The sequence below is a fragment of the Aquimarina atlantica genome (genome assembly GCF_000626715.1).
GTDB classification, from domain to species: Bacteria; Bacteroidota; Bacteroidia; order Flavobacteriales; family Flavobacteriaceae; genus Aquimarina; species Aquimarina atlantica.
The window spans coordinates 275,614-297,710 of record NZ_AQRA01000001.1 but is presented as its reverse complement, the minus strand read 5'-3'; the positions used below and the strand labels follow the sequence as shown (position 1 = coordinate 297,710).

Annotated in this window: 14 protein-coding genes; 7 read left to right on the top strand and 7 right to left on the bottom strand. The window is 32.5% G+C overall.

Features of this window, described 5'->3' with window-relative positions; all coding sequences use genetic code 11:
• The first annotated feature begins 29 nt into the window (after window positions 1-29).
• A complete protein-coding gene (pdxR, locus tag ATO12_RS01295; RefSeq protein ID WP_051575515.1) occupies window positions 30-1,541 on the top strand; it encodes a MocR-like pyridoxine biosynthesis transcription factor PdxR in 1,512 nt (503 codons plus the stop codon).
• A gap of 16 nt (window positions 1,542-1,557) precedes the next feature.
• On the opposite strand, the gene ATO12_RS01290 is transcribed toward pdxR, so the two are convergent.
• Genes ATO12_RS01290 through ATO12_RS01280 form a run of 3 tightly spaced genes read right to left on the bottom strand, consistent with a single transcriptional unit; the run spans window position 1,558 to window position 3,734 of the window.
• Window positions 1,558-2,127, bottom strand: a complete 570-nt coding sequence (locus ATO12_RS01290; RefSeq protein WP_034237951.1) for a pentapeptide repeat-containing protein — start codon at window positions 2,125-2,127, stop codon at window positions 1,558-1,560.
• An 18-nt stretch (window positions 2,128-2,145) separates the two neighbouring features.
• Window positions 2,146-2,523 (bottom strand): VOC family protein, encoded by a 378-nt coding sequence (locus ATO12_RS01285; RefSeq protein ID WP_034237948.1) that lies wholly within the window; start codon window positions 2,521-2,523, stop codon window positions 2,146-2,148.
• A 38-nt stretch (window positions 2,524-2,561) separates the two neighbouring features.
• Window positions 2,562-3,734 (bottom strand): proline dehydrogenase family protein, encoded by a 1,173-nt coding sequence (locus ATO12_RS01280; protein ID WP_034237946.1) that lies wholly within the window; start codon window positions 3,732-3,734, stop codon window positions 2,562-2,564.
• 150 nt (window positions 3,735-3,884) lie between these two features.
• Between ATO12_RS01280 and aroB the strand changes: the two genes are divergently transcribed.
• A complete protein-coding gene (gene aroB, locus ATO12_RS01275; protein WP_034237943.1) occupies window positions 3,885-4,955 on the top strand; it encodes a 3-dehydroquinate synthase in 1,071 nt (356 codons plus the stop codon).
• A gap of 68 nt (window positions 4,956-5,023) precedes the next feature.
• Here aroB and ATO12_RS01270 read toward each other — a convergent pair whose 3' ends face one another.
• On the bottom strand, window positions 5,024-7,762 hold the full coding sequence (locus ATO12_RS01270; RefSeq protein WP_034237941.1) for a tetratricopeptide repeat protein: 2,739 nt from the start codon (window positions 7,760-7,762) through the stop codon (window positions 5,024-5,026).
• Window positions 7,763-7,963: 201 nt separating this feature from the next.
• On the opposite strand from ATO12_RS01270, the gene ATO12_RS01265 reads away from it, so the two are divergent.
• On the top strand, window positions 7,964-8,677 hold the full coding sequence (locus tag ATO12_RS01265; RefSeq protein ID WP_034237939.1) for a hypothetical protein: 714 nt from the start codon (window positions 7,964-7,966) through the stop codon (window positions 8,675-8,677).
• A gap of 59 nt (window positions 8,678-8,736) precedes the next feature.
• Here the strand turns inward: ATO12_RS01265 and ATO12_RS01260 are convergent, their stop codons facing one another.
• On the bottom strand, window positions 8,737-10,836 hold the full coding sequence (locus ATO12_RS01260) for a M12 family metallo-peptidase (RefSeq protein WP_034237936.1): 2,100 nt from the start codon (window positions 10,834-10,836) through the stop codon (window positions 8,737-8,739).
• A 576-nt stretch (window positions 10,837-11,412) separates the two neighbouring features.
• Here ATO12_RS01260 and uvrA point away from each other — a divergent pair.
• The 4 genes from uvrA to ATO12_RS01240 all read left to right on the top strand — a co-directional run bounded on the left by uvrA (window position 11,413) and on the right by ATO12_RS01240 (window position 20,566).
• Window positions 11,413-14,241, top strand: a complete 2,829-nt coding sequence (uvrA, locus tag ATO12_RS01255; RefSeq protein ID WP_034237934.1) for an excinuclease ABC subunit UvrA — start codon at window positions 11,413-11,415, stop codon at window positions 14,239-14,241.
• A 25-nt stretch (window positions 14,242-14,266) separates the two neighbouring features.
• Window positions 14,267-14,956, top strand: a complete 690-nt coding sequence (locus tag ATO12_RS01250) for an LOG family protein (protein WP_034237931.1) — start codon at window positions 14,267-14,269, stop codon at window positions 14,954-14,956.
• Between the two features lie 164 nt (window positions 14,957-15,120).
• A complete protein-coding gene (locus ATO12_RS01245; protein WP_051575514.1) occupies window positions 15,121-17,949 on the top strand; it encodes a gluzincin family metallopeptidase in 2,829 nt (942 codons plus the stop codon).
• 202 nt (window positions 17,950-18,151) lie between these two features.
• Window positions 18,152-20,566 (top strand): alpha-ketoacid dehydrogenase subunit alpha/beta, encoded by a 2,415-nt coding sequence (locus ATO12_RS01240; protein ID WP_034237928.1) that lies wholly within the window; start codon window positions 18,152-18,154, stop codon window positions 20,564-20,566.
• 4 nt (window positions 20,567-20,570) lie between these two features.
• Here ATO12_RS01240 and ATO12_RS01235 read toward each other — a convergent pair whose 3' ends face one another.
• The gene (locus ATO12_RS01235) at window positions 20,571-21,173 is read right to left on the bottom strand and encodes a hypothetical protein (RefSeq protein WP_131248744.1); all 603 of its coding nucleotides are present in this window, start codon (window positions 21,171-21,173) and stop codon (window positions 20,571-20,573) included.
• Between the two features lie 70 nt (window positions 21,174-21,243).
• Complete coding sequence (locus ATO12_RS01230; protein WP_034237923.1) at window positions 21,244-22,059, bottom strand: hypothetical protein; 816 nt, start codon at window positions 22,057-22,059, stop codon at window positions 21,244-21,246.
• Between the last annotated feature and the right edge of the window lie 38 nt (window positions 22,060-22,097).

Sequence of the window (22,097 nt, the reverse complement as noted above, 5' to 3'; positions counted from 1 at the left end):
CCAGTTTATAAATAATTAGTAGTCCAGTTTTGTTTCCATTTAAAAATAATATAGTTCTTGTTAGAAATAGTAATCGTAATCTATACCTTCAGTTATGTGATCAAATTATTGGTTTTATAAAATCCGGAAAGCTACCCCCTTCTACAAAATTACCAGGATCACGAAAATTAGCTGAATCTCTTAGTGTTCATCGCAAAACAGTAATTTCGGCATATGAAGAACTTATCTCCCAGGGATGGATCGAAACCATTCCCACAAAAGGTACTTTTGTTACCAGTTCCTTACCAATAGTAAATCCTAAAAATTTTGTTCAACCTGTTCTACAAAACAACATCAAAGAGAAAAGTGGTTTTTCATTTCTTACCCGATCCCATTTAATACGTAAACCCAAACATAAGATCGATCAAAAAATGCTTGTTGTAGATGATGGTTGCCCTGATCACAGATTAGCACCAATAGAAGAGATTGCAAAAGTATACCGAAATATTACCAAAAAAAGTCATTATGAAAATTTGCTCACCTATAATTCTACATATGGAAATTTAGAATTAAGAAAATCCTTGGTTACCTATCTTAATCAAACCAGAGGTTTACACATTACTGTTGATAATATTTTGATTACGCGTGGGAGCCAGATGGGAATTTATTTAAACAGTCAATTACTACTTTCTGCAAAGAATAAGGTTATTGTTGTTGGTAATACTAATTATATGACAGCAGATAATACCTTTAAAGAAGCAGGAGCACGTATAGAACAAGTACCTGTTGATGATCAGGGTTTAGATACTAATGCTATCGAAAAGCTTTGTAAGATCAAACAGATTAATGCTGTTTACACTACTTCTCATCATCATCATCCAACTACTGTAACACTTTCTGCAGAACGACGTATGCACTTACTACAGCTAGCCCAATATTACAATTTTGCAATTATCGAAGACGATTATGATTATGATTTTCATTATAACAATGCTCCGATTTTACCATTAGCCAGTAATGATGACCACGGAAATGTAATTTACATAGGTGGGTTCACCAAAATTATTGCTCCAGCTATTCGAATCGGGTATTTAATCGCCCCGAAAGATTTTGTTGGTGAAGCTGCCAGATTAAGGCGTATTATTGATAGACAAGGAGATACACTGCTAGAACAAACCTTAGCTCAAATGATTAGTACAGGAGATGTACAACGACATTGCAACAAGGTTCTTAAAATTTACAAAACAAGAAGAGATCTATTTTGTTCTTTATTGAAAGAAAAACTAGGAGATTATTTTGATTTTGAAATTCCGAAAGGAGGAATGGCAATATGGGTGAAGTTAAACAAAGCATATAATTGGGATGTAATATGTAATGAAGCCGAAAAACTAGATATAGAGCTTAATCCAGATTGGCGTCGTTATGATAATGACAACTCAAGGCATAACGGAATCAGAATGGGGTTTGCTTCGTTAAATGAAGAGGAGATTCGCGAAGTTATCGAGCGATTAGTAAAAGTATTCGAATTAGTTAAGCAAAAACACAACAAACTGATAACCTGATAAATACTACACAAAATCACTCTATCGTCAAATCATATTTTTCTAACAGCCCTATAAGTCCAGGTGTACTAAATTTTGCTTTCTTTAATTTATTGATTTCTGGATCAATACTAAAATTTGTAGCAGTTCTAAAATCAACTTTCTCTGCAATAGTTCTCTCAAAAATTGCTCCTGATAAATTACATTTGGATAATACTGAACCCGTAAGATTAGCATCTGTAAAATCTGCTTCTTTTAAGCTACAATCATTAAACACAGTATTTTTCATAGAAAAGCCATAAAAAGATGCATAATCAAGATTGCAATGATCAAATTCTACTTCAAACAGAAAATCGTTACACGTACTAAAATCTAACCCTAGCATTTTACAAGCATAGAAAACAACTTCCTGAAAAGAAGTCTCTTTCATCATTACTGCATTAAAATTACAGGTATCAAATTTACATTCTAAAAAAGTAACTACAGACATATCTGTCTTAGAAAAATTACAATTTATGAACGCGCAATTATCATATTCTTTTGATGGTAATTTTTGATTAGAAAAATCTTGGTTTTCAAAAGTTTTATCGATGACTGGATGACTCATAAAATAGATCTCAATAGGTTAGTTTATTCTCCAGGGTGGATTTTTTCTATTATCTCCTGCAAAATATAAAATGATTTGATTTCCATCAGGATCTTTAAGTTTTGCTTCCCTCCATAACCAGCGTTGATCTGTAGGCAATAGATCGAATTGCAGTCCTTCGTTAATAAGGCGTTCTACTTCTTTATCTAATTTTTCAGTTTCAAAATATACATATACACTATTATTATCGGGCAATGCATCAACCAGATGAATAGAAAAAGTAGCATCACCTTCTACACATTCAAAACGTGCATAATGTGGTAATGATTCAACGATAAGATGTAACCCCAATTTCTTATAAAAAGAAATAGAGGTTGAAACATCAAGGGAAGGTATAGTGACCTGATTTAGATTCATTTTATATTCTATCTCATGTATCGAAATTTCTAAGATACCTATAGTTTTCTTCTTTTCTTTTCTTGAGAAAGCAAGTTTAATTCTCTACTGGTTTGCCCGGCAACCGAAGTATTTTCTTCTGCTCTACGAATTAGATATGGCATTACATCTCGCACAGGGCCAAAAGGCAAATATTTTGCCACATTATACCCTTCTGCAGCCTGGTTAAAACTTATATGATCACTCATTCCATACAATTGCCCAAACCAAACTCTAAAATCATCTTTAGCAATATTAAGTTCTTCCATCAATTTCATCGCCAGGTAACTACTATCTTCATTATGCGTTCCTATAAACACAGAAATATCTTCTATATTTTCAAGAATATATTTCATTGTAGTATCAAAATTCTGATCTGTATGTTGTTTGTCTTTGCAAATAGGTGTAGGATATCCTTTTTCCTTAGCACGTTCATTTTCTTTTTCCATATACGCACCACGTACAATCTTTACACCAATCTTAAAATCATAGACTCGAGCCTCTTCGTGTAATTTTTGTAAATACTCTAGGCGATCGTGTCTATACAGTTGCAATGTATTATATACTATAGCTTTTTCTTTATTGTATTTTCTCATCATTTTTGCTACCAATTCATCAGCAGCATCCTGCATCCAACTTTCTTCTCCATCAATCAGTAAAGCTACATCGCAATCATAGGCTTTTTTACACACCATATCAAAACGCTCTTCGATACGCTCCCATTCTTTTTCTTCTTCTGCATTTAAAGGAGTGCCTTCGGTTTTCTTTTGCCAAACCAAAAACCGACCAAACCCTGTAGGTTTAAATACTCCAAAAGGCATTGCATCTTTTTGATCAGCAAATTCAAGGAGTTTCATTGTTTTTTCTAATACTGCATCAAACTGAGCTTCTTCTTCTTTTCCTTCTACAGAATAATCCAATACAGAACATACCCTCTTGTCATACATTTTATCAACTACAGATAAACAATCTTCTTCACTAACTCCTCCACAAAAATGATCAAAAACAGTAGCTCTTATTAATCCTTGAACTGGCAAATGTGCTTTTATGGCAAAATTTGTAACCGCAGTTCCTATTCTAACCAAAGGTTCATTAGAAATCATTTTAAACAGAAAGTACGCTCTTTCTAGCTCTGAGTCGCTTTTTAAGCTAAATGCAGTCTCAGTATTCTCAAACAAATTGTTTTGGTTCATCAAAAGTTAATTTTAAAAATATGCATATAGAAATACGATGAATTCTTATGCATACATTGCACTTATTTTAAGATATCTGCAAATATAGAACTTGCGAGTTTATTTTATTATAAATTCTGCTTAATTTCGCTCCCAATAATTTAATACTATATGAAGCCCATAGTTTCAAAAGACTCTGTTGTATATTTTGGTGAAGAATGCTATACTGCATTGAACGCATATCTCGAAAAAGCTAACCATTCAAAAATATGTATCCTCGTAGATGATAATACCCATGAGCATTGTTTATCTTTATTAATGAGCAAGATTGAAAAAGAATATGATATCGAAGTGATTGAAATAGAGAGTGGCGAAATCCACAAAAATATCGAAACATGTAGTGGTATCTGGAATGCACTCTCAGAATTAGGTATGGATCGAAAAAGCCTCATGATTAATCTGGGAGGTGGTGTTATTACAGATCTGGGTGGTTTTATAGCTTGTACTTATAAAAGAGGAATTAACTATATCAATATCCCAACTTCACTATTGGCAATGGTAGACGCCTCTGTAGGAGGGAAAACTGGTGTTGATTTGGGTAACTTAAAAAATATGGTAGGTGTAATTAGTGAATCCGAAATGGTTCTTATTGACACAGAATATCTGGCTACCTTACCAGTAAATCAAATGTGCAGTGGCTTTGCCGAAATGCTAAAACACGGACTTATTCAAGATCGAGGATATTGGGAAAAAATAAGTGACCTTTCTCAACTTAATTTTGAAGATCTGGATCAGATGATTTATGACTCTGTAGTAATCAAAAACAAAATTGTTTCTAAAGATCCTACCGAGCAAAATGTTCGTAAATATCTTAATTATGGCCATACGCTAGGTCATGCAATTGAATCTTTTTATCTCACGCATCCCGAAAAACCTACATTGCTTCATGGTGAAGCCATAGCAATTGGGATGATTATGGAAGCCTATATAGCTACAGAACTACTTTCTTTAACCAAAGAAGAATTAGAACATATTAGCGCTGTAATTTTGGCTACATTTCCAAAAATAGATATTGATGCAGAAGATTATCAAAAAATTATGGAACTTCTTATTCATGATAAAAAGAATGAGAATGGGAACGTCTACTTTGTTCTGTTAAATACCATTGGCGAAGCAAAATACAACTGTATTGTATCAGACGAATTGATTCTTACGTCTTTTGAGTATTATGCTTCTTTATGATGCTGAGTATAAAAAACATTCATACTACATGATTAGCTAGTATAGTGAGAATCTTTAGGACATTTTGGTTAAGCAGGGATATCTATTTCTATAACAGTACCTCTATTGATTATAGTATCAATATGCATATTGCCGCTTAACACCTTAGTGCGAGATAATATATTGTTTAACCCTATTCCTTTTGATATATTTTCTGTATCGAATCCTATTCCATTATCTTCGATAATAAATTTAATTCGCTTGTCAATCATTATAAACTGTAAACTCACTTGATCGGCTTGAGCATGTTTAATGATATTATTCATTAATTCCTGAGTAATTCTATATAACTCAATTTTAATCTTATCTGTAAGTTGATTAAATCTTGATGATGGGTAAAAATCATTGCTTATTGTAAATGAACAAGTTTTAGACAAATTATTCAGATAATCTTTTATCAGTTTCTCGAATGAAGTTTTTAGGATTTTTGGTGGAATTAAATCATGAGAAAGTGTACGAACCTCATTATATGTTCCATTAACATTTTTAATTACTTTTTGAAGTTCATGATTAGAACCATTTGACAACTTAGATAAATCGAGCTTAATGGCTGCAAGATTCCCTCCAATACCATCATGTAATTCTTTTGCTATTCGTTCTCTTTCTTTTTCCTGACCATTGATATTAGCGTTTATTGCTTCTATTTCCTTTCTTGCAATGATTTTTTGGGTTTTTAATCGTTGTCGATAATACATTAATGCCAAAAATAAAACTATAAAAGCCAGAACTCCACCACCTATTATAATATTTCTGATTAGCAATTCTCTAGCAAGACGAGATTTCTGTATACTTAACTGGTTATTTTTGATTTCTTTTTCTGCTATTTCCAGATTATTTTGCATATTTAACTGTTCGATCTCACTCTGTTTTCGAGCCGATTTTAATTGAATTATATCACGTTCTTTTCGCTCTCTTTCTAAATCTTTTTCAAGATTTACTCGATATAATTCATTCTTTTGACTATTAAATAAAATGGTTTGATATTCCTTTTCTTTTTGCAAAAACAATATCTCTTTTTCCTTTTTATCGGTATCATACTTTATCTGTATATCTGCAATTTGCTTAATCTTGTTAAGATTAAAAATACTATCTTTTATAATAGAGTATTTTTTATAGTACTCTAAGCTTTTTTCATATTTATTTAATTTTTCATAACATTTGGATAACCAAAAATAATTATTCTTAATTTCCATTTTAGATTTCATTACTATAGATGTTTTTAAGCTTTTCCTAAAAAACATCTCTGCTTTTTCGTATTTCTGAAGTTCGTAATAAATTGTACCTAACCTTGTGTATGATTCTATTTCTGGTTTTTTAAATTCTTTCAATTTATGCTCCATACTCAAAACCTGAAGCATTAAATCGAGAGCCTCTTCAATTTCACCTTGATTATACTTACATTCTGCCATAGCATTATAATAAAGTATCAGTTCTCTGGAGTGACCCATTTTTTTCACCTTATCATGTGCTTTTTCTAAATATAGCATAGCTTCTTCAAATAGCTTTTGTTTCACTTTTAAAGCTCCCAAGCTCAAATAAGAAATCGCAATGCCTTTCTGATCTCCTAATTCTTCACATAATACCACCCCGTTTTGATAATTCTCTTCTGCTTTGCTAAAATTATTTAATTGGTAAAAAGCCTCTCCAATATAGTTATACACTACAGACAGTGAACTTTTATCATTTAATGCTTCATAAAAACCTAAACTTTTATATAAGTACTCAATGCTTTTTTCATAGCTCCCTTGTTCAATATGTATAGCTCCAATTTTTCTATAAATACTAGCTTTCCCCCTTTTATTATTTGTTTTATTTACTATTCCTAAAGCTTTAACAAAATAATTCATAGCTTTCTCATAGTTACCTTTACCAAGAGAAGTTTCTCCTAGACCAGAGTATACAAGTATTATCCTATTATGATATCCATATTGTTCGCATGTTTTTAAAGCATCCATAAAATGCTTCTCCGCTTCCTTAAATTTCTCATAGTTGCTAAGGGTTACCGCCCAATTGATATTTATTGCACTACTTGCTCTCGGATTCTTCTTTTCTACCGCTAATTTAAGAGCTCTTTGATAATGCTCACTTATCTTATCTAAATCTCCATGTTGATAAGCGATGATATCGGCAATTTTTACATGTAAATTAATCTGTAAATTTTTATCTTTTAATGATTCAGCTAATTTTAATGCTTCAAAAGCAGAGCTTTCAGCCTCCTCCATTTTTCCTCTTTCAAGATAAATACTCACAAGATTATTTATACTCCAAGCAATCTTTTTTTTACCCCCTATTTTTTTACTAATTTTTAATCTTTTAAGATAATATTCCTCAGCTTTGTCGTAATTATTTGTTTTAATATATAACTCTCCTAAGTATCCATATAAATCAACTTCATCTTTTTCACTTTTAACTACAGAGAATATATCTTTTGCTTGTTCAAGATGTTTTTCAGCTTCATCAAATTTACCTGAAACTGTATATGCATCTCCAATTAAAATATGAGCTCTTCCTATATGTAACTGATCATTATATTTTTCACTTAACAATATAGATTTGTTTGCATACTTAATGGCCTCTTTTTGCTCGCTGTTTTGGTGAGATTTAGCCAATGCTAATAATATAGAAATACGTTCTCTTTCATTAGAATTAGCTAATCTAGTAGTAAGACTATCAATAACATTGAGGTTTTGCGCCCGAGTCACTGGAAACGATAAAACAAGTACAAGAAAAATTTTAATGAATGATTTTGATTTTAAAATATTTTTCAAAACGCAAGGGGTATTTTTTGATGAGTAAGCTAAAATAAATAATTCACCTATTAAATCCTATAAAACTAACTCCCTGTACATTATAACTACCTAATTATAAAAAAGTACTTTGTACTTATACTAAAAATCAATATTGAAAAACTACATTTTTAGTATTTCACTACATTAGCAAAAGACAATACTTATTAAAATGACAACCTTTTGAGAAAAAAATTTATAAAGCTTTTTAAAATACTACTACTAAGCATACTCACATTAGTAGTTATTACTGTTGCAACTTTGTACTTTTCTTTACATGAAAAACTTCCTGAAGGAAAACCTGGTCCTGAAGCTGATAAATTTGCATTAAAAATACTAGATGCCGTTAAGCATGAAAACTACCTAAATACTGATTATTTGCAATGGGCTTTTAGAAATAAAAACCATTATCTCTGGGATAAAAAATCAAATATTGTAACTGTAAAAATAGACGATCAATCAGTACTTCTGCATTTGGATACTCCAGAAAAAAACCGAGTACATAGTACCATGCATCTTAGTCATCATGAGAAGAAAAAAATGATAGAAAAAGCATTGATGAACTTTAACAATGATTCTTTTTGGTTGATTGCTCCTCATAAGCTTTTTGACAAAGGAACGATTCGTAAATTGGTAACCTTAGAAAACGATACTAAAGGATTGTTAGTTACCTATCAATCTGGAGGAACTACTCCCGGAGATTCTTACCTATGGAAAGTGGATAAAAACTACAGGCCTACAAGCTACAAAATGTGGGTATCTATTATTCCTATTGGAGGTCTTGAAGCTACCTGGGAAAACTGGATAACAACAAAGACAGGAGCCCACCTCTCCCAACACCACAAATTACTTGGCTTCGGAATCCCAATACGTAATCTTAAAACCTGGAATGATTAACAAGTATAAAAAAGTGGGGCTTGCACCCCACTCTATTATAGCCCAATAGTATATTCTACTTATTTTATAGATATTTTTTTGGTAACTGTCTTTTTAGAATCTGTTACCTGAACAAAATACATACCCGGAGAGAATGTGCTAATATCTATAGTATGACGATCTTTTCCTCCCGGAGGAGTATCTAAATCAACAACTTTTAATATTCTACCATTAATATCTTTAATAGACAATGTAGAAGAAGTATTTAATACATTACTAACTTCAATGGTAAGAATTTCATCGGCTGGATTAGGATACGCTTTAATACTTAGCTCACCAGAAATTCCATCTCTTTGTAAAGAAGCTTGAGTAGCAGAACCACAACGTCCAAGATTTCTCCAACCAGTAGATGTTCTTTCGTATAAACTTCCTTGATAGGTTACTCGATCTCCTACAGCGTACGTTTCTGAAGATGACCATGGAGAAACTCCTGCACATGGATCATTTGGATTAGTTGGGCATGGTCCCAGGTTTTTCCAACCTGTCGACGTTCTCTCATATAAACTTCCTTGATAGGTTACCCGATCTCCTACAGAATATACAGTACCACTAGAATAAGGTGGTACACCCTCGCAAGTGATTCCACCATCAGTACAGTTACCAGAAGAGGCATAACTATCCTGACCACATTGAACCGTAAAAGAATCTACAGTAGCATTAGATGAATTTTTAGCTTCCCAACTCGCTCCTCTAGTCGTTGAAACCTGTCTGGTTTGACCAGAATTAATAGAGAACTGAGAGCTATTATTTGTAAAATACTCTAAAGTACAATCTGTATTATTGTTAAACGTTACCGTTGCAGAATCACCAGTATTACATCCTGTAGTACCACAGGTTTGAAGACAACTGGCAGAACTGACCGTATTACGAATCACGTTACCCGGCTGTGGGCCAAATCCTTTAGTAAAATTAATTCCTGCACTAGTTAGGTGACAGTAACTCATAATAGTACCTCCATCCGATGGGATTGCCGGTCTGGAACAACTACCTTCTACATTATAACAACCATCAATCGCAGTATTATTACCATTCCAAACACAAGCCTGAGTATGATTTGAACCTAAGTTATGCCCCATCTCATGTGCAATTACCATTACAGAAAATGAATATGTAGGTACATTATTAAAAGTTTTATTAATACCAGAAACTGCAAATCTATAATTAGATTGACAAACACCACTCAGGTATGCTACTCCACCAGAGAAATCATAAGTTACAAAATGCCCCAGATCAGCTCCGTTAAGACCATTTTGCCTTCTATAACTCGAATAATCAGATAATCCACTAAAAGGATTTTGAGAAGTCCACGCATTTATCTGTGATATTTTTACAGTCACATTATCATTAGAATACAATATTGCTACCTGATTAAATATAGATTGCAAATAATCAGATGCTTGCTGGCTTCCTCCTTTATCTCTTACAACATCATTTCCTATATCGAAGTATACCTTAACACACTTTTCTGCCGCTTTACTGGTAGAAGGGTTATCAGAAAGCTCTTCTTTTGTATAGCCTTCATAATTTGCTTCAGCATTACAAGTAAAGTCTTGTAAGTGAAGTAAATTACTATCCTTATACATGATATGTTTCGAACTATTTTCTAATCGCCCCATAACAAGGTTCCCATCGTCGCCACCTATACTAATAACGCCCGAGACCTCACCATCTAATAAACTAACAGCGGCAATAGAGTTTGTTTTACCTCTTACTACTCCTCTATAATGAGAAACAGTGCTACTCGGTTTAACAACGTTACCAGAAGGCATTTCTACAATTTTAAAATCATCTGTAGCAATATCTACTTTAACTAATTCTAGTATTATAGACGATTTTTGCCCTGGGATTTCCAAATTCATAGTTTTGGGAGTATTAGACTTCATAAATGCCATTTTTTTAGCATCTAAAGAAAATAAAGTGTAATCCTTAACCTCTTTTGGTAATTGTACACTCGATTTTTGTTTAGCAGTCATTAAACTAAACAATTTAACATCCTGAAAATCAGAACCCAGTGATTTTTGTTGTTTTACCAACTCACTAGGTGTATGCTGTGGCTGTTGAGCCTGCATAAAATTTATTACCATAAAAAAGGTAATTGCAATTTTGAATATGTTTTTCATCGTGATAAGTTTTAATTTTGAAGAATTCCTCTATTGACTACATTGGGCTATTTATACGATCAATAGCAAAAACTTCAAAGAGTTTGTGAATAATTAAGTTACTAATTCTACATACCGATTTAAAAAAGTTAATGTGGAGTTTCATAAATTGCAAATCACTCAATATTTTAGTTAAAAAATTAAAATATTCTTACTATTAAAATCATTTAATTAAAAAAAAATCTTAAAAAAGAATATACCATTAGATATATTTATTTCTAAAACTCGATCTCAAATTCAAATAAATGTCTCATATTACGTAATAGTTTTTTTTAGAATGCTGGCCCCTAAAATTTTATAAAACTTCTTACTTGTTAAAACAAAATTCTTACACGCACTTTATCTTGAAAGAAAAGTAATACACTGATTTTACGTTTTTTACACATATAAAATACTGTTTTTCAGTTATTTACACTTTAATTTACACAACACAAAACTGATATCTACAATAAAAATGTTGATTTAACACAACTGAAACTTTTCCAATTTCACAAAACGCTGTCAAATAACTACATTTGCAATCTTGGTTTAAAATTTATGGTTACATCAGAAGAAAATATTGAGGTTTTAGGAGCACGTGTTCATAACTTGAAAAATATCGACGTTACCATACCTCGTGAAAAATTAGTAGTGATTACAGGTTTATCGGGATCTGGTAAATCTTCTTTGGCCTTTGATACCATTTATGCAGAAGGGCAACGACGTTATATAGAAACCTTTTCTGCTTATGCAAGACAATTTTTAGGAGGATTAGAACGACCTGATGTTGATAAGATTGATGGGCTCTCTCCTGTTATTGCGATCGAGCAAAAAACAACCAGTAAAAGTCCACGTAGTACGGTTGGAACCATTACAGAAATTTATGACTTTCTCAGGTTATTATTCTCTAGAGGAAGTGACGCCTATAGCTATAATACTGGTGAAAAAATGGTGAGCTATAGCGATGAGCAGATCAAAGATCTTATTTTAAAAGATTTTGTAGAAAAAAAGATCAGTATCCTGGCTCCTATTGTTCGTTCTAGAAAAGGACATTATCGAGAGTTATTTGAGCAAATTGCAAAACAAGGTTTTGTAAAAGTACGTACTAACGGAGAAATTAAAGATATCACCAAAGGTATGAAGCTCGATCGCTATAAAACCCATGATATAGAAATTGTTATTGATCGATTAAAAGTTACCAAAGATCAGGATAATTCAAAACGTCTAATGGAAACGATCAATACTGCAATGTACCACGGTAATGATGTATTGATGGTAATCGAACAAGAATCTCAGGAGGTACGTTTCTTCAGTCGAAATCTAATGTGCCCATCTAGTGGTATTTCGTATCCCAACCCAGAACCCAACAATTTTTCATTTAACTCTCCAAAAGGAGCATGTCCTAAATGTAATGGCATAGGAAATCTGTATGAAGTAAACCTAAAAAAGATCATCCCAGATGATTCTATATCTATAAAAAATGGAGGTTTAGCTCCGCAGGGACCTCAAAAAAATAATTGGATTTTTAAGCAATTAGAATTAATCGCACAACGCTATGATTTTAAATTAAGTGATCCTATAAAAAAAATCCCCGAAGAAGCCATGCAAATTATTCTTTATGGCGGAAAAGAAAAGTTTACTGTAAACAGCAAATCTCTTGGAGTTACCAGAGACTACAAAATTGATTTTGAAGGGGTAGCATCGTTTATAGAAAATACATATAAAAATAATGATTCGACATCATTGCGAAGATGGGCCAAAGATTTTATGGACAATATTCAATGTCCTACATGCGAAGGATCAAGACTGCGTAAAGAATCTTTATATTTTAAAGTAAATTCTAAGAATATTGCCGAATTATCTGCAATGGATATTAGCGAGCTTTCTGATTGGTTTAAATCCCTTTCTGAACATCTAAGCGAAAAACAAAAGAAGATTTCGGGAGAAATATTAAAGGAAATAAATGCCAGGCTTCAATTTTTGGTAGATGTAGGACTCACTTACTTATCTTTAAACCGAAGTAGTAAGTCACTTTCTGGTGGCGAGGCACAACGTATACGATTAGCGACTCAAATCGGTTCGCAATTGGTTGGGGTTTTATACATCCTGGACGAACCTAGTATTGGTTTACATCAGAGAGATAATCAGAAATTAATTAATTCACTGGTTCAGTTAAGAGACATCGGTAATTCTGTTATTGTTGTAGAGCATGATAAAGATATGATAGAACGTGCAGATCACGTTATCGATATTGGCCCTTTGGCTGGGAAACATGGCGGAGAAATTATTAGCGAAGGTACTCCCGAAGAATTACAAAAACACAATACGCTTACGGCAGATTATTTAAGTGGTAAAAAGCAAATCGAAACTCCGGCCAAACGTAGAAAAGGAAACGGAAAAACCATTTCATTAAAAGGAGCTACAGGAAATAATTTAAAAAACGTATCTATTGATATTCCTTTGGGTAAAATGATTGCTGTTACCGGGGTATCTGGTAGCGGAAAATCTACACTTATCAACGAGACACTCTACCCTATTTTAAATGCATATTATTTTAATGGTGTAAAAAAACCAATGCCATATAAAAGCATCAAGGGTCTCGAACACTCTGATAAAGTAATTGATATTAATCAATCTCCTATAGGTCGTACACCAAGATCTAACCCTGCAACATATACAGGTGTTTTTTCTGAAATAAGAAGTTTATTTGCCAAAACTCCAGAAGCTATGATTCGCGGGTATAAACCAGGACGTTTTAGCTTTAATGTTCAAGGAGGAAGATGTGAAACCTGTAAAGGAGGTGGATTAAGGGTAATAGAAATGAATTTCTTACCCGATGTATATGTAGAATGCGAAACCTGCCAGGGAAAACGATTCAATAGAGAGACCTTAGAGATTCGATATAAAGGAAAATCTATTTCTGATGTCTTAGAAATGACCATCAATGAAGCCTGTGTATTCTTTGAACATATTCCCAAAATTTCAAGAAAATTGAAAACCATCCAAAATGTTGGTTTAGGATATATTACTCTTGGGCAGCAATCAACCACACTATCTGGTGGTGAAGCACAACGCATTAAACTAGCCACAGAATTATCAAAAAGAGATACTGGTAATACTTTTTATATTCTAGATGAACCCACGACAGGGCTTCATTTTGAAGATATTCGTGTTTTGATGGAAGTACTAAATGAATTAGTAAATAAAGGAAATACGGTTTTAATTATAGAACATAATCTAGATGTAATCAAAATGGCAGATTATATTATTGATATCGGATATGAAGGAGGAAAAAATGGAGGAAAAATTGTAGCTACAGGTACGCCAGAAGAAATTATAAAAGATAAAAAAAGCTATACTGCTCAGTTTTTAAAGAATGAGTTGTAAGTAACAATATTTAAAAAATAAATTTATGAGAAAAGAGCAACACCATAAAGGTTGGAATGAAATAAAGACAAATGACTCATGGGCAATCTTCAAGATTATGGGAGAGTTTGTTAATGGGTTTGAAAAAATGAGTAAAATAGGACCTTGTGTATCTATCTTTGGATCTGCCCGTACAAAAACAGATGATAAATACTACCAATTAGCTGTAGATGTTGCCAAAGAAATTGTGGATCAGGGTTATGGAGTTATTACTGGCGGTGGTCCCGGTATAATGGAAGCAGGAAATAAAGGAGCACATCTGGGAGGAGGAACTTCTGTAGGACTTAATATAGATCTACCTTTTGAACAACATGATAATCCGTATATCGATAGCGACAAAAGCCTGGATTTTGACTATTTTTTTGTGCGTAAAGTGATGTTTGTAAAATATTCTCAGGGATTTGTAGTTATGCCAGGAGGGTTTGGAACTTTGGATGAGTTATTCGAGGCGATAACATTAATACAAACCAAGAAAATTGCAAAATTCCCAATTATACTGGTAAGCACAGAATTTTGGGGTGGACTAATCGATTGGGTAAAAAGTACATTGCTTCAAAAGTTTGGAAATATAAGCCCAGAGGATTTAGACCTAATACATATTGTAGACACCCCAGGTGAAGTATTAGAAATTTTAGATAAATTTTATACTCAGTATAATTTAAGTCCAAATTTCTAATTCATTTTGTTATTAAATTAATTATTAATGTAAAATCGATTTTGAAGAGTATTTCAATAAAGTGCTGCCATAGTCAATAAAGTTTTAATAGATAAAATCAAATAGGTAACAATATTCCTTTTTGGTTTATATCTTAGAAAACGTCTTTTAATTAAAAATAAAGGTTGAATATTTTAAAAATATATAGTTTTATAATTTTCTTTTTTGCGCTTACCGCAGGGTCTGCACAGCATAATATCATTATAAATGCTAATCTAGATGCCAAAAAAAAGATAATAACTATAGAGCAGAAAGTTACCTATACGAATTTATCAAAAGATACGCTTACACAAATATTCTTTCATGATTGGGCCAATAGCTTCTCTGATAAGACCACTCCCCTTGGCAAAAGGTTTGCAGAAGATTTTATAAAACGTTTTTATTTTGCCAAAGACGAAGAACGAGGAGGAACTATAATTCAAAATATAAGTGATAAAGAATCACGACCTCTACAATGGGGTCGACACGATGGAATCCAGGATATATTATGGATAAAATCTTCTAAGCCTATTTATCCAGGAGAAAGTCGAACTTTTCTTTTAAAATATCAAATTAAAATTGCAAGTAACAAATTTACCAGGTACGGATATCATCCTAACGGAAACTTCAGTTTAAAGTATTGGTATATTCTTCCGGCAGTATATGATACAAAATGGAATATCTATAGCCATAAAAACCTGGATGACTTATATGCTCCTATAGCAAATTATCAAATTCATTTCACTTTACCTTCTACCTACGAAATAGTTAGTGATCTAGAACAAAAAAATAGCATTCTATCAAAGGATGAAACTATCAAAACTATACAACTCGAAGGCAACAAAAGAAATGAAGCTAACTTATACTTAGAAAAAACATCTTCTTTCTATAGTTTCCCTTCTGATGGTGTTCAGTTTATAAGCAATATAGATGACAATGATTTAATGCCAGAAATGAAATCGGTAGCAACTGATAGGATTATTGGATTTTTACAAAAAAAATTAGGCCCATACCCTTTTGATAAGATCGTAATTTCTGAAAATGATTACAAAAGTAACCCTGTATATGGACTAAACCAATTACCCGATATATTAAGGCCTTTTCCTGATGGCTTTCAGTTTGAAATCAAACAACTTAAGGCTATTACCGAAAATTACCTCGAAAGAACCATTATTATAAATCCCAGATATGACGCATGGATAAAAGATGCGATACACATCTACTTAATGATGGCATATACAGAACAGTATTATCCCGAAATGAAAATTATCGGTAAACTGAGTAAAGTAATCGGTATACGATGGTTTCATGCTGCCGATCTGGATTTTAATGATCAATATTTCTTAGCTTATAAAAACATGGCTCGATTGTTTTTAGATCAACCTCTATTACAACCACAAGATGAATTGGTAAAATTCAATAAAAATATAGCAAATGCATATAAAGCAGGAGTAGGATTTAAATATCTGGAAGATTACCTGGGTGATGATAATATTGTCGACCAGAGTATTAAAGATTTCTACACTCAAAATGTATTAAAATATACAAATTCAGATACGTATAAAAAAGTACTTCTCGATATAGCCCCTCTAGATGTAGAATGGTTTTTTGAGGATTATGTGCAAACCAATGAAAAGCTTGATTTTAAAATCAAATCTGTAAAAAAAGGAAAAGATTCGATCGAAGTGACGATTAAGAATAATGGTAATAATACAATGCCGATTTCTCTTTATGGATTTAGAAAAAAAGATATGGTTTCTAAAACCTGGATTATGGGGATCACAGGGACCAAAAAAGTAAAAATTGCCAATGAAGATATTAGTAAACTGGTATTGGATTATGATCAGAATATCCCAGAAGTAAACAGACGTAATAATTACAGAAATCTAAAATGGATATTTAATAAACCTATACAGTTTAGGTTTTTACAGGATATAGAAGATCCCAGGTATACCCAAATATTTTTTATTCCAGAAATCGAGTTTAATGTATATGATGGTTTTACATTAGCGTCAAAGTTTTACAACAAATCTTTTATAAAAAGAAACCTAGAATATAACTTCTCCCCTGCATATGGTTTCAAATCCAATAGACTATTGGGGTCAGCATCTATTTTTTATAGACAACAACTTTCTGATTATGGATTATACAAAATGCGATATGGGATAAATGGCAGTATGTTTAGCTATGCTCCCGATTTGTTGTTTAAACGATTCTCATCATCTGTAAGTTTTTATTTTAGGCCAGAGGATCTTAGGTCTAATAAAAAGCAAAGGCTTCTTCTTAGAAACATCAATGTATTTAGAGATCGGGATAAAGAAAACCCTGTTACCACTCCAGATTATAATGTATTTAATGTAAGATATAAATATTCTGATTTTAATCTTACTAATTTTTTAGGATACACTATTGATTATCAAATATCAAAAAACTTTAGTAAACTATCAGCTACTGTAAATTACAGGAAGCTGTTTCTTAATAATCGACAATTAAATTTACGTCTATTCGCAGGGTCTTTTCTTTTTAATGATACAGAAAAAGATGGTGATTTCTTTAGCTTTGCATTAGACAGGCCCACAGATTATTTATTCGATTATAACTACCTTGGACGTAGTGAAGATACCGGTTTGGTAAGCCAACAGATTATTTTGGCAGAAGGAGGATTTAAGTCACAACTCGAATACCCTTTTGCTAATCAATGGATTACCACTCTTAACGCAAATACCAATATATGGAAATGGATTTATGTATATGGAGATGCAGGGGTGGTAAAAAACAAAAACATCTCTCCAAAATTTGTTTATGATGCAGGAATTAGACTTAGTCTAGTAGCTGATTATTTCGAAGTCTTTTTTCCTGTAGTTTCTAATAAAGGGTGGGAAATATCACAACCAAATTACGAAGAGCAAATTCGATTTATTATAACATTAAGTCCAGAAACATTAATAGGCCTTTTTACCAGAGAATGGTATTAATGTTCTTGTAAAAAGCCAAATCAAAAAACAAATGTGAAAATTTTGAACATTTGTTAACCAATCCTTAAAATACTGCTCAAAAACTATAATTCATCAACAAAAACACAGTTTTAATGAATTATATTCAAAAAAATTAAGAGTTTACGCCTTGCAAATGGTTAGGATTTTAGCTAAATTTGCAAAACATTAAAACACCGTTCACATGCAGCCTGAAACCATTACTTCATCTAATATTTCATTCGAAGAATATAGAGATCAAATACTTAGAGACTACAAAATAGCTTTAATTAGTAGAGAATGTAGTTTACTGGGAAGACGAGAAGTATTGACAGGTAAATCTAAGTTTGGAATTTTTGGAGGAGGAAAAGAGTTGCCTCAACTTGCAATGGCCAGAGTTTTTCGCAATGGTGATTTTAGATCAGGGTACTATAGAGATCAAACATTTATGATGGCTATTGATCAATATACAGTAGAACAATTCTTTGCGGGATTATACGCTCATACTGATATCAACAAAGAACCTTTTGCGGCGGGAAGACAAATGGGAGGTCATTTTGCTACTCACAGTCTAAATGAAGATGGCACATGGAAAAATCTGGTGCAACAAAAGAACTCGAGTGCAGATATTTCTCCTACCGCAGGGCAAATGCCCAGGTTACTAGGTCTTGCCCAGGCATCAAAGGTGTATCGTAACGAAAAAGGCATTTCTAATCATTCTAATTTCTCAAGTAAAGGAAATGAAGTAGCTTGGGGAACTATTGGTAATGCAAGTACCAGTGAAGGTTTATTTTGGGAGACTATTAATGCAGGAGGAGTGCTACAGGTACCTATGGTGGTTAGTGTTTGGGATGATGAATACGGTATCTCTGTTCATGCAAAGCACCAAACAACCAAAGAAGATATTTCTTTAATTCTCGAAGGTTTTAGACGTGACGAAAATCACGAAGGCTATGAAATCTTAAAAGTTAATGGTTGGGACTACCCTGCCCTAATGGACACTTATGAAAAAGCTGAAAAATTAGCACGCGAAAAACATATTCCTGTTATTATTCATGTAAAAGAATTAACGCAACCGCAAGGACACTCTACTTCTGGGTCTCACGAAAGATACAAAAGCGAAGAGCGTTTAAATTGGGAACGTGAATATGATTGCAACAAAAAGTTTAAAGAATGGATCATTGAGCATAATATCGCAACAGCGGAAGAACTTCTGGATTTTGAAAAAGCTGCTAAAAAAGAAGTAAGAAAAGGTAAAACCGAAGCCTGGAATGCGTATCTGTCAGAAATTAAGTCAGAACAAAAAGAAGCATTAGAAATTCTTAAATCTGTAGAAAGCAAAAGTGCTAATAAAAACTTCATTTCTCCTCTGGTTAATATTTTGGCTTCAAAAGAAGAACCAATACGCAAAGATATTCTTGAAGCTACAAGAAAAACATTACAATATATTACAAAAGAAAACTTTGCAGAAAAATCTACACTTCAGGAATGGATAAATAATTACATTGCTCGTATTCAACCAAAATACAGCAGCCATTTATATAATGAAAATGATTCTAGCGCTATTTATATTGATGAAGTAAAAGCTCAATACGATACCAATGCACTGCAAGTTGATGGTAGAGTTATTTTAAGAGATAATTTCGAAAAATTATTTAACAGAATTCCCGAAGCTCTTATTTTTGGAGAGGATAGTGGTAAAATTGGTGATGTAAATCAAGGACTTGAAGGGCTTCAGGAAAAGTTTGGAGAAACCAGAGTATCTGATACCGGTATTAGAGAAGCTACTATAATAGGGCAAGGAATTGGGATGGCTATGCGAGGCCTTAGACCGATTGCAGAAATTCAATATTTAGATTATATCTTATATTGTGTACAAGGATTAAGTGATGATCTTGCTACATTACGATACAGAACATTTGCAAAACAAAAAGCTCCTCTAATTATAAGAACTCGAGGACACAGACTAGAAGGAATATGGCATTCTGGTTCTCAAATGGGTGGCCTTATTCATTTACTAAGAGGTATTCATATTCTTGTACCTCGAAATATGACTAAAGCTGCAGGTTTTTATAATACACTAATGGATAGTGATGAACCTGCTTTGGTTGTAGAATGCCTTAATGGATACCGCTTAAAAGAAAAGATGCCTTCTAATTTATCTGAGATAAGAACACCAATTGGTGTTGTTGAAACTGTTAAAGAAGGAACAGATATCACCTTGGTATCATATGGTTCTACATTACGATTAGTTGAGCAAGCAGCAAAAGAACTATTAACCGTAGGGATTAATGCCGAAGTAATTGATGTACAGTCTTTACTTCCTTTTGATCTAAATCATGATATCGTTAAAAGTGTTGCAAAAACAAACCGATTATTAATTATTGATGAAGATGTACCTGGTGGTGCGACTGGATATATTTTACACAAATTGATTGATGAACAAAACGTGTATCAATACCTGGATAGTAAGCCACAGACTCTAAGTGCACAACCACATAGACCTGCTTTTGGAACTGATGGAGATTACTTTAGTAAACCTTCTACAGAAGATATTTTCGAAAAAGTGTATGAAATTATAAATGAAGCAGATCCAGCTAATTTCCCAAAATTAAGGTAATTAGCTACTGAAATTCTTCTATTTTTAATCGTTTTCCGTCTTTATAAGATATTACAAATATTCTTTTATCAAACCCGGAAGCTATAAGTGTTTTTCTAAAGTCCTGGGCTTCGCTCAAGGTTTCAAAAATACCTAAACTCATTTTATAGAACGAAGTATCGCTATAAATAAGTGCATTTGTATATTTCTCAGAAATAGCTGGTGTGTTTTTTGCACTAAATGCTTTTAACTGCACCGAATATACAGTATCCTTTTTAATCAAACTTCTATACAGGTATAGATCTTTGATTTCTTTTAGGCTAACTTTTTCTTTTTTTAACACTTCTAATTCCTGCTTAGCAGAGATAAGTTCTTGCTTTACCAAAGAAAGCTCGTTATTTTCTGCCTTACTACTTTTTGATTGTGATTTACTAAAATAAAAAGCATTAGCTACAAGGAAAATGGTTAATAAAAATAGAACTAATGAGAATGACCCAAATAGCCTATTAGATTTCTTACTTTTTTTTAGCTTATCAGACTCTTCATCCAGAAGATCTTCGAGCTTTTTCTGTTTAATTTCGGCTTTTTCTATCTGATAATGTAAAGATAGAAGATCCTCATCTTTCATAACTTTCATTGTGGGGGATAGATTCAAAAGTTTAGTTAGTTATTCTAAAGATATTTTTTTTAAACAATGCTTAAGGGAGTTTCTGTTCGGTTATTTTATACACTATTCCATTACTAATTTCCAAAATTAAAACAGGTCTGTCTGTAATTACTTTCTGGAAAGCTTTTAATGGAAAACCGGAAGAAATTTGATTAATATTTTCAATCTTCACCCTCGCCTTATCGTCAAGCTCTAATATTTTAGACTTAGAACTCTGGTTATGAATATAATAATTATTATATAAAAAATACAATGTATCTCCATTTTTATCCAAATCATACTCAGCTTTCCCTAATTCTTTAGCTTTTTTAACTGCTTTTCTACCCTGATAATACTCTATAATATCTGCTTCTATAAAAACAACATCATTGCTTTTATACACCTTATTTATGTAACAATATTTCCTTTCAAATTTTAGTTTAGATTTCCCTTCTTTACCATCCTCTTCTTCTTTCTTTACATCTCCGATAGTACCCGAAAGGGAAGTTGTTGAATTTGCTTTATTCGATAATTCTTCATTTTGATATTTAGAAATATCTGTTTTAAGTTTATTCACTTCCTTTTGTAAAGAATCATTTTCAAACATAAGTCGCTGAACGTCCACTCCTCCTTCTAAAGAGTCAATTTGGGTAATATTTTCCTTTTTGCCAAGGATCACATATAGACTTCCTGCGGTTAACAACAACATCAAAACAAGAATAAATATAAAATAAAAATTACGTATTCTTTTACTTCTCTTCAGATCTTCAGAAATAGAGATAAGTCGATCCTCCAGCCGTTGCTGTTTGATATCAGTTTTTTCCATCTGATAATGCATCGATATAAGCTCTTCTTCTTTCTTATCCATTGTATGTTAAGGTAATTCTTATTTTAGGAAAGATCGAT

Excerpts from the sequence above, each read along its gene's own strand:
- ATO12_RS01290 (WP_034237951.1), bottom strand. The coding sequence starts at position 2,127 with ATGAGTCATCCAGTCATCGATAAAACTTTTGAAAACCAAGATTTTTCT.
- ATO12_RS01285 (WP_034237948.1), bottom strand. The coding sequence starts at position 2,523 with ATGAATCTAAATCAGGTCACTATACCTTCCCTTGATGTTTCAACCTCT.
- ATO12_RS01280 (WP_034237946.1), bottom strand. The coding sequence starts at position 3,734 with ATGAACCAAAACAATTTGTTTGAGAATACTGAGACTGCATTTAGCTTA.
- aroB (WP_034237943.1), top strand. The coding sequence starts at position 3,885 with ATGAAGCCCATAGTTTCAAAAGACTCTGTTGTATATTTTGGTGAAGAA.
- ATO12_RS01260 (WP_034237936.1), bottom strand. The coding sequence starts at position 10,836 with ATGAAAAACATATTCAAAATTGCAATTACCTTTTTTATGGTAATAAAT.
- uvrA (WP_034237934.1), top strand. The coding sequence starts at position 11,413 with ATGGTTACATCAGAAGAAAATATTGAGGTTTTAGGAGCACGTGTTCAT.
- ATO12_RS01250 (WP_034237931.1), top strand. The coding sequence starts at position 14,267 with ATGAGAAAAGAGCAACACCATAAAGGTTGGAATGAAATAAAGACAAAT.
- ATO12_RS01240 (WP_034237928.1), top strand. The coding sequence starts at position 18,152 with ATGCAGCCTGAAACCATTACTTCATCTAATATTTCATTCGAAGAATAT.
- ATO12_RS01235 (WP_131248744.1), bottom strand. The coding sequence starts at position 21,173 with ATGAAAGATGAGGATCTTCTATCTTTACATTATCAGATAGAAAAAGCC.
- ATO12_RS01230 (WP_034237923.1), bottom strand. The coding sequence starts at position 22,059 with ATGGATAAGAAAGAAGAAGAGCTTATATCGATGCATTATCAGATGGAA.